This window comes from Flavobacterium nitratireducens (assembly GCF_029625335.1).
GTDB lineage: Bacteria > Bacteroidota > Bacteroidia > Flavobacteriales > Flavobacteriaceae > Flavobacterium > Flavobacterium nitratireducens.
In genome coordinates this window covers 445,299-460,807 of sequence record NZ_CP121111.1, presented here as the reverse complement: position 1 = coordinate 460,807, position 15,509 = coordinate 445,299, and the positions used below count along the sequence as shown (strand labels likewise).

Sequence of the window (15,509 nt, the reverse complement as noted above, 5' to 3'; positions counted from 1 at the left end):
GCTTTTATTTTAAAGTCCAAATATAATTTTTTATCTTATTTTTCTTACTTTTTTTTCAGTACATTTCTTAACAAAAGAACTCCTATCATGAAAAAAGCTGCTAAAAATACAATAGCTAAACGTGGACTTCCGGTTATTTGATCGATTATTCCATAGACTAACATACCTATAACAATCCCTATTTTTTCAGCTACATCATAAAAACTAAAAAAAGAAGCAGTATCATTAGTTTGCGGTAAAAATTTTGAATAAGTGGAACGAGATAAAGACTGAATTCCTCCCATAACTAAACCAACCAATGCTGCCATTGTATAAAAATGAATTGGCAATGTGATAAAATAAGCCCCAATACACAAGAAAAACCAAATGCTATTAATAAAAATTAATGTTTTAACATTTCCATATTTCTCAGAAGCTATAGAAGTAGTATATGCACCTAAAATGGCTAAAACTTGAATTAGTAAAATACAAACTATCAAACCTATAGTACCTTGATCTTTTGTTTCCCATTCTATTTCTTGTGAACCAAAATACGTAGCTACTAACATTACCGTTTGTACTGCCATACTGTAAACAAAAAAACTTTTTAAATAGGATTTTAAGCGTTCATTTTCTTCTAATAAAAACCACACTTTTTTCAATTCTTTAAAACCGTTAAAAACAACCGCTTTAGTAATTTTTTGCTGAGTATTTTTACTTCCTTTTGGTAAAAAATAATAAGTATATTGACTAAATACAATCCACCAAACGCCAACCATAACAAAAGAATATCGCATGGCTTTCATTGCTGAAAACTGACCATTTGCATCTGTAATGTTAAATAATTCAGGTTTCATCACCATTGCCAAATTGACAATTAATAATAAAACACTACCTAAATATCCTAAAGAATAGCCTTTTGCACTTATGGCATCTTGCTGCTCCTCGAATGCAATATCAGGCAAATAGGAATTATAAAAAACCAAACTCCCCCAAAAGCCTACTAGCCCTAATAAATAAAACATTAAACTTATATAAATATGGTCTAAGTCAAACCAATACAAACCCACACAAGAAAGCGCTCCCATGTAGCAAAAAAATTTCATAAACAGTTTTTTATTACCTACATAATCAGCGATACCAGATAATAACGGTGATAAAAAAGAAACAATTATAAATGCTGTAGCTGTAACAAAACTTATTAATGCTGAATTTTTAACATTGAAACCTAAAAAACTAATGTAACGCCCTTTATCTATAAATAAAGCATCATAAAAAATTGGAAATACTGCCGAACTAATTGTTAAAGTGTAAACTGAATTTGCCCAATCATAAAATGCCCAAGCATTCAATAACTTCTTATCTCCTTTTTGTAAATGAATCATGTTTATTTAAATTTTCGACGAATGTATTATTTTTAAAGGAGTTTTTCCTTTAACTTACTAAAATAGTATATTTTTAAAAACCATAAAAAAAGCCAATTCTAATGAATTGGCTTCTGATTTATTCCATATACTTTATTTAAAAACAACTCCAAACTTAGCTGCTACAGCTTTAGCTTCAGGAATCATAGCTTTTAAATTAGCTATTCTAGTGGCATCAGATGGGTGGGTACTTAAAAACTCAGCTGGAGCCTGCCCTCCTGAATTAGCTGACATTCTTGTCCAAAAATTAATAGCTTCATCAGGATTATAACCCGCAATTGCCATTAATATTAAACCTATTTTATCTGCTTCAGTTTCATGACTTCTGCTAAAAGGAAGCATTACTCCTACCTGAGAACCAATTCCATAATATTGTTGCCACATTTTTTGTTTTTCGACACTTTGACTTCCAGTTGCAGCTGCAACACCCGCAGCCCCTAAAGCTTGTAATTGAGAAGCACTCATACGTTGTGCTCCATGATTAGCTAATGCATGAGAAACTTCGTGTCCCATAACAGTTGCCAGTCCTGCATCATTTTTTGTTATTGGCAAAATTCCTGAATAAACTACAATTTTACCTCCCGGCATACACCAGGCATTTACCTCCTTACTATCAACTAATTTATATTCCCATTGATAATCTTTCAAATAATCCGTTTGTCCAAGAGAAGCCAAATAACGTTCAGCGGCAACTTTAATTTTAACTCCAACTGACTCTACTTTCTTAGCATCAGCTGTTCCTGAAATCACTTTATTCTCCTTTAAAAAAGTCCCATATTGTTGAAACGAAGATGGAAATAATTCACTATTAGAAACAAAATTCAAGGTTTTTTTTCCTGTCAACGGATTTGTTGCACAAGAATAAACCAAACCTAATGTTGCAATCCCTAGAAATACAAAATTCTTTTTCATGATAGTTTAGTTATACAAAACAAAAATACTGTTTTTATTAGCTAATGATTTATAAAATTAAATAGAATTCTATCAACATATTTATTTTTATGCTGAAATGTGTAAAACATTAAAATCTTTTGGAATAATCATATATTGATTTTCTTTAAAGCTTTTGGCATCAAATGCTATAATTTCATTATCAATTTCAACCGTTTTAATTTCGAAAGGCAATCCTATAAAGTTGATTTTAAATTTAGTATATTTTGTGTCATACTTTCCTTCTTTGTGCAATTGGATATTTACTTCATTCTCTTTACCTGTCATTTGAAAAGACAAAAAGCTAAACCTTCCTTTCTTGTAATCGTAACCGTCTTGAGCATCCTCATAAACAACTGATTTTTCTTTTCCAGCTTTATAATAAATATCTAGTGTCAATTCATCAAATTCTAACTCACCCACATATTGCTGAACAGGATATTTTGGAATAATTGCTCCCGATTTTACAAAAACAGGAATCTCATCAAATTTTGTATCAACCCACGTTTCTTTCCCACCTTTAACCAAGGTATTTGTCCAGTAATTATACCATTCCCCTCTTGGAAAGTACATTCTACGCCCTTGCGCATTTGGTTCAAGAATTGGACAAACCAAAATTTGATTTCCAAAAATAAACTCATCATTTCTATAATGTGTTTGAATATCCTCTTGATCAAAATATACTAATGGTTTTAACATTGGAGTTCCTTCTTCAATATATTGCCAAAACATGGTGTATAAATAAGGTAATAATTGATAACGAAGATTGACAAACTTTCTAGTAATATCAATAACTTCCTCATCAAAAGCCCATGGTTCTTGATTTCCGTGATCTCCTGATGAGTGTGTTCTACAAAAAGGATGAAAAACCCCTAATTGTATCCATCTAGCATACAATTCACCTGTAGGTTGCTCAGCAAAACCTCCAATGTCCGATCCCGTGAATCCCATTCCTGAAATTGACATTCTTTGTACTTGAATGTTTGCAATCCATAAATGTTCCCAACTTGCAACGTTGTCACCTGTCCATGACGAGGTATAACGTTGTGCTCCAGAATAGGCCGATCTTGTAATAATAAAAGGGCGTTTTGGATATGCAAAACGTTTTACACCATGGTAAGTAGCTCTCGCCATTTGAGTTCCATAGATATTATGTGCTTTTCTATGACTACAAGGATTTCCGTCATAATCATGGCGAACATCATTTGGAAATGTTTTATTAGGAACTTCCATAACAGCCGGTTCGTTCATATCATTCCATACTCCTTTCACACCAATTTCTGAAACTAGTTCTTTGAATAATCCAGCCCACCACTCTCTTACTTCAGGATTCGTAAAATCCGGAAAATTACATTCTCCTGGCCATACTTTACCCTTCATATAAGGACCATCAGCTCTTTTGCAAAAATAATCTTTGGCTAAAGCTTCTTTGTAAACCCAATAATCTTTATCAATTTTGATTCCTGGATCAATAATTACAATCGTTTTAAAGCCATCTTGAGCTAATTCGGTCACCATTCGCTTAGGATCAGGGAAATATTCTTTATTCCAAGTAAAACATCTAAAACCCTCCATATAGTCAATATCTAAATAGATCGCATCACATGGAATTTGTAATTCTCTAAACTTAGCTGTAACTTCTTTTACATTACTTTCAGGATAGTAACTCCATTTACATTGATGGTAACCAAGTGCCCAAAGAGGTGGCAATTCAGGCTTACCAGTTAAATCGGTATAAGAGGTTACAACGTCTTGCATATTTGGTCCATAAAAGAAATAATAGTTCATTTCTCCTCCATGTGCCCAAAAACTAGTTACATTTCTTCTTTCATGACAAAAATCAAAATAGGTTCTGAAAGTATTATCGAAGAAAATTCCATAGGCATGTTTATGATGTAAACCAATATAAAACGGAACCACTTTATATAAAGGTTCTTGATCTTTTTGGAAAGCATATTGGTCTGTTGCAAAATTCTCAACCCGTTTTCCTTTTAAATTTAATTGTGTGGCTTTATCACCTAAACCGTAAAAACACTCTCCATCTTTGGAAGTTTTACTCATTTTAACAATATTTCCACCAAATTCATAGGATTCCTCCCAATGAAAACCAAGTTCATCTTCTAAAATAACATTGCCTTTTAGATCGAAAATAGAAGCTCTTAAATCTATTTTTTGAATTTTACAGATGATTTTATTAGTTGTAATTTGGAAATAGCTTTCTTCCTCAGTCACCTCCAAATGGTTATACCCATGAGAATGACTTTTATCTATTGCGTAAGAGAAATCATTACTAAAATATCCTTTAGTTGTAAAACGAAAACGAATCAAACTATCTCTTAAAACAGTAAGTTTTAAAATGACACTGTTGTCAGTATAAAAAAATATGGAATCTACATCATGCGTGTAAGAAACTATTTTTGAAGGATATAAATCTCCTTTGTATTCTAATTCGGTATTTGTAATCATAATTTAGGATTTGATTATTATCATCGTGACTCTTTCAAACTTACAAAAAAAGTTATTTAAATAAGAAGAATACTTATTATATTCACGAAAACGATATAGTTGCAGATATCACAAAAAAAGAAGTATTAATTTTGACATTAATACTTCTTTTTTAGAAAAATTATTATTTATTTTTTGAGTCCTTTTTAGCATTGCCAAAAAAACTATAAATATTTATAAACAGTAACACTTAAAGGTGGAATTACTATTTCAACCGAATAATCTCTACCGTCATAAGGCGAAGATTCAATTTTCACATCGTTTATATTCTCCACATTACTACCTTGATATTTAATTGAATCACTGTTGAAAATTTCTTTAAGTTTTCCTTTTCTAGGAACCCCTATTCGATAATTTTTACGAACCATTTGGGTAAAATTACAAATAACAATCAAATCATCTTTAGTATCATTTCCTTTTCTAATATAAGAGATAACCGCATTTAGATTATCGGAATAATTAATCCATTCAAACCCCTCTGGACTAAATTGTTTTTGATATAAAGCTGGTTCCGATTTATATAGATTATTTAAATCCTTAACATATTGTTGAGCTCCACCATGTACAGGGTATTGCAGTAAATGCCAATCTAAACTTTCTTGAAAATTCCATTCTTTAATTTGTCCAAACTCCCCCCCCATAAACAACAAATTAGTTCCTGGGTGCGTAAACATATAACCATAAAGCAAACGTAAATTAGCAAATCGTTGCCATTCATCCCCAGGCATTCTGTCGGCTATTGATTTTTTACCATAAACCACTTCATCGTGCGATAAAGGCAACATGAAATTTTCGGTAAAAGTATAGGTCATTGAAAAAGTCAAATCATTTTGATGGTATTTTCTATACACTGTTGCTCTTTGGAAATATTTTAAGGTATCATGCATCCACCCCATCATCCACTTCATACCAAATCCAAGTCCACCTACAGATGTTGGTCTAGAAACCATTGGAAAAGAAGTACTTTCCTCAGCAATAGTCTGAACTCCTTCATAGTTAGCATAAACTACTTCATTGAATTCTTTAAGAAAACTAATCGTATCTAAGTTTTCTCTTCCACCAAAAATATTAGGCTCCCATTCACCATCATTTCTAGAATAATCTAAATATAACATAGAGGCTACAGCATCTACTCTTAAGCCATCAACATGATAATGATGCAACCAAAATAAAGCATTACTAATTAAAAAAGAGCGTACTTCATTTCTTCCGTAATTAAACACCAAACTTTTCCAATCTGGATGATAACCTTTTCTTCTGTCTGGATGTTCATACAAATGAGAACCATCAAAATAACCTAAACCATGAGCATCATCTGGAAAATGCGAAGGAACCCAATCTAAAATAACTCCAATTCCTGCTTGATGTAATTTATCTACTAAAGTCATAAAGCCTTGTGGATCACCAAATCGAGAGGTTGGTGCAAAATAGCCTACTAATTGATATCCCCATGAAGGATCATAAGGATACTCCATAACAGGCATAAACTCAACATGAGTAAATCCCATTTCTTTGACATAACTCACTAAATCTTCGGCTAAGTCTAAATAACTTAAAAATTGATTGCCTTCTGCACGTTTCCATGAACCCAAATGAACTTCATAAACCGAATATGGTTTATCTAAATCATTATGTTCCTTTCTGGTTTTCATCCAGTCAGAATCTTTCCAATCATGCTCTAAATCCCAAACTACAGATGCAGTTTGGGGCGGTTTTTCACAATAAAAAGCAAATGGATCGGCTTTTTCTGTAACTAAACCTTGATTATTCGATAATATCTTGTACTTGTAATTTGTACCTTTTTGTACGTTTGGAATAAATCCTTCCCAAATTCCCGAAGAATCCCATCTAACATAAAGTTCGTGTTCTCCTTGAGTCCAGAAATTAAAATCTCCCACTACAGAAACCGAATGTGCTGTAGGAGCCCAAACTGCAAAATAAACACCTTGAACTCCATTTAATTCAATCAAATGTGCACCTAACTTTTCATACAATCTAAAATGTTTTCCAGCTTTGAATAAGTTAATATCAAAATCAGTAAAAAGGGAATGCGAAATAACTTTACTCATAGTATTTTGGGTATAATTCTAAATCTTACGATATAGAATATTGATATAAAAAACAGTTTAATAACTTATCCAATTTTAAAATTGTCAGGCAAAGTCACACCTTTCTTAATCACTACAATTCCTTCTTTAACAGCATACAATTCGTTTGTAGTATTTTCTAAATGACTTCCTCCATTAATATATACATTATTTCCTATTCTACAGTTTTTGTCTACTAAAGCATTATTAATGTAACAACCTTCGCCAATACCTACTAATATTTTATTCTTTTTTGTATCTTCTTGCATGTCTTCGATACTTTGATAATAATCATTACCCATTACATAGGTATTTCTAATTACAGTATCCTTACCTACACGAGAACGAATTCCAATGACTGAATGTACAATCTCTTTAGCATTTATTATACAGCCTTCAGAAATCAAAGATTTATCTACCATAGCATTTTTAAATTTTGAAGGTGGCAATAAACGAGGTCTGGTGAAAATTTTATTATCGTTATCAAATAAATTGAATTTAGGAACATCTTCAGTTAAACCAATATTAGCTTCAAAGAATGAATCAATATTTCCGATATCTGTCCAATATCCTTCATATTGATAACTAAGAATTTTTTGCTCACCAACTGCTTGAGGTATAATTTCTTTACCAAAATCTTTTGTATTAGGATTCGCCATTAAATCCACTAAAAGTTGTTTATTAAATATATATATACCCATAGACGCTAAGTAATTTTTACCCTCAGCTTTCATTTGGTCACTCACATTAGACGTCCAATCAGGTAATAATTCTTTGTCTGGTTTTTCAATAAAAGATTCAATACAACTATCACTATTCGTTTTTAAAATACCAAATTCAGGAGCATCTTTAGCATTAACCGGTAAAGTTGCAATGGTTATATCGGCTTGGTTTTTAATATGTTCTTCGATCATATCATTAAAATCCATTTGATATAACTGATCTCCTGATAGAATTAAAGCATAATCAAAATCGTGATTTAAAAAATGAGGCATACATTGTCTTACTGCATCAGCGGTTCCTTGAAACCAAGTAGGGTTATCCGGAGTTTGTTCGGCAGCTAAAATATCAACAAAAGCTTGACTAAAAGCGCTAAATACATATGTGTTTTTGATATGTGCATTAAGTGAAGCCGAATTAAATTGTGTTAAAACAAACATTCTATAAATGTCTGAATTCATACAATTTGATATAGGAATATCTACCAATCTATATTTCCCTCCTACGGGTACCGCTGGCTTAGATCTAGTCTCTGTTAATGGATATAATCTAGATCCTTGCCCTCCACCTAAGATAATAGCAATAACGTTTTTTCTTTTAGCCTTCATATTTTGTTAATTATTAAGTTGTACATGTCTATATATTCCTGACTGGCTTTTTCCCATGAATGATCAGTATTCATTCCTTTTTTTCTAATTTCATTCAAAAGTTCCTTATCTTCATATAAATGAATAGCTCTTTGAATGGAATAACAGATATCGCCCACTGATGCCTGATTATGACAAATTCCATTTCCATCATCTCCAAAATCAACAACAGTATCTTGTAACCCACCAGTTCTTCTTACTATTGGTATAGTTCCATATCGTAATGAATACATTTGATTTAAACCACATGGTTCTACCCTTGAAGGCATTAATAAGAAATCAGCACCAGCATAAATCAAATGTGCTAATTCCTCGTTATACCCAATAAAAGTGTTGTAATTACCTTTATAATCAACTAGTAAACTATTTAATTGATTTTCGATATTTATATTTCCAGAACCTAAAATCAGTATGTTTATATTTTTAAAATTTTCGGATAAAGCTAATGCAGATGCTTGAGGTAATAAATCCCCCCTTTTTCATCCCAAAGCCTACCAATGAAGCTAAACAAGGGCTTTGTAGGATCTAAATTAAATAATGTACAAAGTGTTTCTTTATTTTGTTGCTTTCCTTTTTCAAAATTTTTAAGAGAGTAATTTTTCTCTAACATTTTATCCTTAGCAGGATCCCAAACTTGTGTATCAATTCCGTTTAAAATCCCTTTAGATTTATATCTTACAAGATTAAATAATGATTCTAAACCATTAGCCGATTGATTAATTTCATCCAAATAACTAGGTGATACTGTTGTCACAGCATTAGCACATTTAACACCAACTGCTAATGAATTTATACAATGACTCCATTCTAATATCTTTACATGAGATAAATCAAATTCTGGAAAATAATGCAACTTATCAAAATTAAATTGCCCCTGATACAATCCATTATGAATAGTTATCATTGAAGGTGTATCTAGCAATTGATCATATTTATAACAATTTTGCATCATAAATGGAATCAAGCCCGTGTGATGATCATGACAATTAATAACATCTGGCATTGAAACTCTTCCTATAATCCAATCTAAGGTTGCTATTTGAAAAGTCACAAAACGTTCTATATCATCTTCATAACCATAAACATCCTTCCTATCAAATAGTTCCGGTATTTCCATTAAGTACAATTCAAAACCTAGTTTATCGGTCTTTTCTTTGAGAACACTAAAAGGAAAATTAAAATTTCCCAATTTGACTGTTCCCCAATGTACACATTCAAATTCATTATCATTACGAAATTTAGTTTCATAGCAAGGTATCACAACCCTTACATCATGACCAGCTTTAGATTGATATTTTGGCAATGCACCAACCACATCAGCAAGACCTCCTACTTTTGCAACTGGGTAACACTCAGCACTAATATGAAATATTTCCATTTATTGATTAATAATTTATTTTTGGATAAAAAGACACATAATAAAAAATAAGTTAAAAAAATAACAATCTAACATCATACATGCTGAAAACACTAAAAAAATTCCTTTTTTAACTTTTTTAAATATAGTAAAAAATAGATATAATATAATCAAAAAGTAAAAATTAAAATCAATTTTAATTAATAGAACATAAATTGATAATATTTAAAAAAACAGATAATTAATTCGCAATTTTCTCACAATTCATAGCCTAAAATTATATAATTATAATTCATATTGCACTAATGAATTCCAAATAATAATAATTTAATAACAAAATTGAATTCAAAAAAACTTAAAACAATTAATTAACCCGTAGTGCATTATTAAGTTAAATTAATTTTCAGATTATTGAGGTTTCTTCCAAAGACGAATTTGTTTAAATATTGTATAGTGGTTAATGTCGTTATTTTAGAAAGAATCCTTGTTTTAAATCCTTTAAAAGATTTAGCATAATTACGCCTAATCATAAACTGATCACACAATTGAGAGAATAAGGTTTCTATACGTTTTCTAAACTTTTTAAATTGATAAAACTGTGGTTTATAGTCTTTTTGATTCACCCGTTTCGGAGTTTCCAATTCGATATTTACCTCATTAAACAAATCAAGTTGGATGGTTTGAGAGAGGTATCCTCTATCTCCAATCAACACACAATCTGATAATTGCGATTTTATATCTTTTAGATAATGAATATCATGAACCGAAGCAGGAGTTAAATCAAAACTTTGAAAAACTCCTTCAATAGAACATACAGCATGCAATTTGTATCCGTAATAGTGTAAATTTTGAGAGGCGCAAAATCCTTTATTTGGAAGGGCATAATCTTCTTCTTTACAAATTTTACTTCTTGAAGAACGAGCTATTTTGCAAACCTCTAAAGGCATACTATCAACCACAAAATAATTTTCAAATTCATTAAATTTTTCAACCATTTTCATTCTTATTTCTTCAATATGAAAAAACAACTGTCGTTTTCTTCTGTTATAAACATTACGTTCGATTTTTGAACTAATATCAAGACCCTTTATTTCTCTAAAAAGCTGATGTTCAGAATCAATAGATTTAAATTCTGCCAAAATAATTAAGCTAATCAGTTCAATGTCAGATAATTTTGGTTTTATAGGTTTGAAATAAAAATTTTCTGTTTTTGTTAGTTTTCGTAATTCCGTAAGAATTAATTCGTAATTTGCCTCTAAGTTGCTCATAGCTGTAATTGACTGGTAATCATTACAATTTAACACTTTTTGGTGTTTTGAGCAACTTCTTTTTATAATGCACTACGGGTTTAATTATTAAATTTCAATATGGATTTATTCAACAAACCAATTGATTGGAAAGAAGAATTACTCCCAATTTTAGAGAAATATAGGGACAAAATACATCCTTTAGAGTACAGAAATATTTATCAATTACTTATCATGACAATTTTATCTGCTCAAGATTCAGACGACAACATTAATAAAATTGCTCTTGCTTTTTTTAATAAATTTCCTGATTTATTAAGCCTAGCTCAATCAGATACAAAAGAAATAAATATTTTTATTCTTGATATAAAATATCACAAAAACAAAGCTCTTTGGATTTTCAATATCGCAAAAAAAATAAAGAACGAATCACATATTACATTAATATTAAAAGAATTAACATCATTAAAAGTAGTCGGCCGGAAATCCGCAAATGTAATTATAAGTGAAGCCAAAGTAACATTAGGAGGAATAATGGTTGACTTACATGTTCTAAGTGTAGCTCCAAGAATTGGAATTATAAAACCAACAAAAGATGGTTCAAAAGCAGAAAAAGATTTGATGGCTGTATTACCAAGAGAAATTTGGAATGACATAGGTATGTGTATTTCATTTTTAGGGAGAGAAATTTGTCGTCCTCATCCAAAATGTTATGAATATCCAATAAAATATTGTTGCCAATACGCTATGAAACAATAAAAATAAATTAAAAATGAATACCCCCCTTCAAATTAAATAGACTTTTACTAAGTAAGTTCGTTACGGTCGAATTAAAGTCGAGGGCTATGACCGACTGAACGAAACTAAAGGCAACATTTGAAATTAAGAGGATCAGGTCCAGTGGACTTGAGGTATAAAAACAAAAAACCCTATCCGGATTGGATAGGGTTTTTAAAGAAAGGCGACGACATACTCTCCCACAAAATGCAGTACCATCTGCGCAGGCGGGCTTAACTTCTCTGTTCGGGATGGGAAGAGGTGAGCCCCGCCGCAATAACCACCTTAAGGTTGTTCGTTGCTTGGGCAACTTTTAATCATTAATTATCAATTATAAATTGTTAATTATCAATTAAACAATACTTTAACATACTGAGATAAAGAATTTTAATTCATTTAGAAAGTTTCCCCTCCCCCGCCGTGGCGGGGAAGGTGATTTGTACATAAGCTTACGGATTATTAGTACTACTCGACTATGACATTACTGCCTTTACATCTATAGCCTATCAACGTGGTCATCTCCCACGATCCTTAAAAGAAATCTCATCTTGTGGTGGGTTTCGCGCTTATATGCTTTCAGCGCTTATCCCTTCCAAACGTAGCTACTCTGCAGTGCCCCTGGCGGGACAACAGATACACTAGAGGTTTGTCCAATTCGGTCCTCTCGTACTAGAATCAGATCCACTCAAATTTCTAACGCCCACAGTAGATAGAGACCGAACTGTCTCACGACGTTCTGAACCCAGCTCGCGTGCCACTTTAATGGGCGAACAGCCCAACCCTTGGGACCTTCTCCAGCCCCAGGATGTGACGAGCCGACATCGAGGTGCCAAACCCCCCCGTCGATATGAGCTCTTGGGGGAGATCAGCCTGTTATCCCCGGCGTACCTTTTATCCTTTGAGCGATGGCCCTTCCATGCGGAACCACCGGATCACTATGCTCTACTTTCGTACCTGATCGACCTGTATGTCTCTCAGTCAAGCTCCCTTATGCCATTGCACTCTTCGCACGGTTACCAAGCGTACTGAGGGAACCTTTAGAAGCCTCCGTTACTCTTTTGGAGGCGACCACCCCAGTCAAACTACCCACCAAGCAATGTCCCCCGCAGTGCGGGGTTAGGCCTCAGATAAACAAAGGGTTGTATTTCAACAATGACTCCACAACGCCTGGCGACGCCACTTCACAGTCTCCAACCTATCCTACACATCATTTATCCAAGGTCAATACTAAGCTATAGTAAAGGTGCACAGGGTCTTTTCGTCCCACTGCGGGTAAACGGCATCTTCACCGTTACTACAATTTCACCGAGCTCATGGTTGAGACAGTGTCCAGATCGTTACACCATTCGTGCAGGTCGGAACTTACCCGACAAGGAATTTCGCTACCTTAGGACCGTTATAGTTACGGCCGCCGTTTACTGGGGCTTCAATTCAATGCTTCTCCGAAGATAACATCTCCTCTTAACCTTCCAGCACCGGGCAGGTGTCAGGCCCTATACTTCATCTTACGATTTTGCAGAGCCCTGTGTTTTTGATAAACAGTCGCCTGGACCTCTTCACTGCGGCCCTGATTACTCAGGGCGACCCTTCTCCCGAAGTTACGGGTCTATTTTGCCTAATTCCTTAGCCATGAATCTCTCGAGCACCTTAGAATTCTCATCCCAACTACCTGTGTCGGTTTACGGTACGGGTACTAAATACCTGAAGTTTAGAGGTTTTTCTTGGAAGCCCTTAGGCGCACTATCACTTCAACCGAAGTCTCTGTGTACTATCGTATTTCACCAGTTCCTGCGCATTTAACTACAGGACCTATAGCTAGGTACTTTAACGAACTATTCCGTCAGTTCGCGGCGCTTTCATCACTCCGTCACCCCATCACAGTATTTAGTAGTACGGGAATATTAACCCGTTGGCCATCGACTATCCCCTTCGGGTTCGCCTTAGGTCCCGACTAACCCACAGCTGATTAGCATAGCTGTGGAAACCTTAGTCTTTCGGTGTGCGGGTTTCTCGCCCGCATTATCGTTACTTATGCCTACATTTTCTTTTCTAACCAGTCCAGCATGCTTTACAACACACCTTCAACCCTGTTAGAATGCTCCCCTACCACTTTGTATTACTACAAAATCCATAGCTTCGGTAATATGCTTATGCCCGATTATTATCCATGCTCGTCCGCTCGACTAGTGAGCTGTTACGCACTCTTTAAATGAATGGCTGCTTCCAAGCCAACATCCTAGCTGTCTGGGCAGACAAACCGCGTTCTTTCAACTTAGCATATATTTGGGGACCTTAGCTGATGGTCTGGGTTCTTTCCCTCTCGGACTTGGACCTTAGCACCCAAGCCCTCACTGCTGAGAAACATTATATAGCATTCGGAGTTTGTCAGGAATTGGTAGGCGGTGAAGCCCCCGCATCCAATCAGTAGCTCTACCTCTATATAACTTTATGCTCAGCGCTGCACCTAAATGCATTTCGGGGAGTACGAGCTATTTCCGAGTTTGATTGGCCTTTCACCCCTACCCACAGGTCATCCGAAGACTTTTCAACGTCAACCGGTTCGGTCCTCCACTGTGTGTTACCACAGCTTCAACCTGCCCATGGGTAGATCACACGGTTTCGCGTCTAACACTACTGACTAAAGCGCCCTATTCAGACTCGCTTTCGCTACGGATCCATACCTGAAGTACTTATCCTTGCCAGCAACGTTAACTCGTAGGCTCATTATGCAAAAGGCACGCCGTCACTTCACGAAGAAGCTCCGACCGCTTGTAAGCGTATGGTTTCAGGATCTATTTCACTCCGTTATTCACGGTTCTTTTCACCTTTCCTTCACAGTACTGGTTCACTATCGGTCTCTCAGGAGTATTTAGCCTTAGCGGATGGTCCCGCCAAATTCAGACAGGGTTTCACGTGCCCCGCCCTACTCAGGATACCACTATTCTTTACATTCATTACTTATACGAGGCTATCACTCTCTATGGCTCTACTTTCCAGTAAATTCTAATTCTTCATGCAAGAAATGTCGTGGTCCTACAACCCCAACATTGCCGTAACAACATTGGTTTGGGCTAATCCGCGTTCGCTCGCCACTACTTACGGAATCACTTTTGTTTTCTTCTCCTCCGCCTACTTAGATGTTTCAGTTCAGCGGGTTTGCCCACCTATCGGTGTACTATGTCTTCAACATAGTGGGTTGCCCCATTCGGATATCTACGGATCAAGTCTTGTGTGCAGATCCCCGTAGCTTTTCGCAGCTTATCACGTCCTTCTTCGCCTCTGAGAGCCTAGGCATCCCCCATACGCCCTTATTTTGCTTATTGTACTTATAATTATGCCTAATGATAAACATAATTACGTGTTCTTTCTACTTTTTTAATATTTTTATCTCAATATGTCAATGAACTTTAATCAGTTTTAAGATTTTTGTATTAAGTATTAAGACTTATCCTTATACTTTGTACTCTTATCTCTGTACTTCTTGGTGGAGAATAACGGAGTCGAACCGTTGACCTCCTGCGTGCAAGGCAGGCGCTCTAGCCAGCTGAGCTAATCCCCCGTATCTAGTTGTCAGTTAACAGTTATAAGTTAACAGTTTTTTGAAACGGTTCACTTTAAGTGTAACTCAACCTCTAAAATTTCCTATTTAAGTTTAAAAAGTAGTCCCGGGCAGACTCGAACTGCCGACCCCTACATTATCAGTGTAGTACTCTAACCAGCTGAGCTACGAGACTCTGTTTTTTACTTAAATTCTTTATTCTTTTTTTAAATTAACAGCAAGAGTAATACAATCTTAATTTTTGACCTTTAGTACCTTTTCATCTTTATCCTTAGCC

General features: G+C 34.4%; 7 protein-coding genes, 2 tRNA genes, 2 rRNA genes and 1 pseudogene. 1 reads left to right on the top strand and 11 read right to left on the bottom strand.

Annotated elements, in window-relative coordinates; genetic code table 11:
- Window positions 1-44: 44 nt before the first annotated feature.
- From P5P90_RS02175 to P5P90_RS02145, 7 genes and pseudogenes are all read right to left on the bottom strand, one after another.
- Window positions 45-1,364 (bottom strand): MFS transporter, encoded by a 1,320-nt coding sequence (locus P5P90_RS02175; RefSeq protein WP_278035600.1) that lies wholly within the window; start codon window positions 1,362-1,364, stop codon window positions 45-47.
- A gap of 132 nt (window positions 1,365-1,496) precedes the next feature.
- On the bottom strand, window positions 1,497-2,315 hold the full coding sequence (locus tag P5P90_RS02170) for a M48 family metallopeptidase (RefSeq protein ID WP_278035599.1): 819 nt from the start codon (window positions 2,313-2,315) through the stop codon (window positions 1,497-1,499).
- An 87-nt stretch (window positions 2,316-2,402) separates the two neighbouring features.
- Entirely contained in the window at window positions 2,403-4,799 is a 2,397-nt protein-coding gene (locus tag P5P90_RS02165) for a glycoside hydrolase family 31 protein (protein WP_278035598.1), read from the bottom strand.
- 203 nt (window positions 4,800-5,002) lie between these two features.
- Window positions 5,003-6,907, bottom strand: a complete 1,905-nt coding sequence (glgB, locus tag P5P90_RS02160; RefSeq protein WP_278035597.1) for a 1,4-alpha-glucan branching protein GlgB — start codon at window positions 6,905-6,907, stop codon at window positions 5,003-5,005.
- Window positions 6,908-6,972: 65 nt separating this feature from the next.
- Window positions 6,973-8,253, bottom strand: coding sequence for a glucose-1-phosphate adenylyltransferase (locus P5P90_RS02155; RefSeq protein WP_278035596.1), 1,281 nt, complete (start codon window positions 8,251-8,253; stop codon window positions 6,973-6,975).
- A pseudogene (locus P5P90_RS02150) lies at window positions 8,250-9,670 on the bottom strand (glycogen synthase). Before P5P90_RS02150 ends, P5P90_RS02155 begins: the two are co-directional and overlap by 4 nt.
- A gap of 365 nt (window positions 9,671-10,035) precedes the next feature.
- Window positions 10,036-10,917 carry an IS982 family transposase gene (locus P5P90_RS02145; protein WP_278036464.1) on the bottom strand — a complete coding sequence of 294 codons (882 nt, stop codon included), beginning with the start codon at window positions 10,915-10,917 and terminating at the stop codon, window positions 10,036-10,038.
- A 99-nt stretch (window positions 10,918-11,016) separates the two neighbouring features.
- Here P5P90_RS02145 and P5P90_RS02140 point away from each other — a divergent pair, with 99 nt between their 5' ends.
- A complete protein-coding gene (locus P5P90_RS02140) occupies window positions 11,017-11,655 on the top strand; it encodes an endonuclease III domain-containing protein (protein ID WP_278035595.1) in 639 nt (212 codons plus the stop codon).
- A 197-nt stretch (window positions 11,656-11,852) separates the two neighbouring features.
- Here the strand turns inward: P5P90_RS02140 and rrf are convergent.
- The 4 genes from rrf to P5P90_RS02120 all read right to left on the bottom strand — a co-directional run bounded on the left by rrf (window position 11,853) and on the right by P5P90_RS02120 (window position 15,407).
- A 5S ribosomal RNA gene (rrf, locus tag P5P90_RS02135) occupies window positions 11,853-11,961 on the bottom strand.
- A 151-nt stretch (window positions 11,962-12,112) separates the two neighbouring features.
- Window positions 12,113-14,996 (bottom strand): 23S ribosomal RNA (locus P5P90_RS02130).
- A 159-nt stretch (window positions 14,997-15,155) separates the two neighbouring features.
- Window positions 15,156-15,232: transfer RNA gene (locus P5P90_RS02125), tRNA-Ala, on the bottom strand.
- 101 nt (window positions 15,233-15,333) lie between these two features.
- Window positions 15,334-15,407: transfer RNA gene (locus P5P90_RS02120), tRNA-Ile, on the bottom strand.
- Window positions 15,408-15,509 lie beyond the last annotated feature (102 nt).

What these genes read in the sequence shown, in the direction of transcription:
- P5P90_RS02165 (WP_278035598.1), bottom strand. Translation starts at nt 4,799, where the DNA reads ATGATTACAAATACCGAATTAGAATACAAAGGAGATTTATATCCTTCA.
- P5P90_RS02175 (WP_278035600.1), bottom strand. Translation starts at nt 1,364, where the DNA reads ATGATTCATTTACAAAAAGGAGATAAGAAGTTATTGAATGCTTGGGCA.
- glgB (WP_278035597.1), bottom strand. Translation starts at nt 6,907, where the DNA reads ATGAGTAAAGTTATTTCGCATTCCCTTTTTACTGATTTTGATATTAAC.
- P5P90_RS02170 (WP_278035599.1), bottom strand. Translation starts at nt 2,315, where the DNA reads ATGAAAAAGAATTTTGTATTTCTAGGGATTGCAACATTAGGTTTGGTT.
- P5P90_RS02155 (WP_278035596.1), bottom strand. Translation starts at nt 8,253, where the DNA reads ATGAAGGCTAAAAGAAAAAACGTTATTGCTATTATCTTAGGTGGAGGG.
- P5P90_RS02145 (WP_278036464.1), bottom strand. Translation starts at nt 10,917, where the DNA reads ATGAGCAACTTAGAGGCAAATTACGAATTAATTCTTACGGAATTACGA.
- P5P90_RS02140 (WP_278035595.1), top strand. Translation starts at nt 11,017, where the DNA reads ATGGATTTATTCAACAAACCAATTGATTGGAAAGAAGAATTACTCCCA.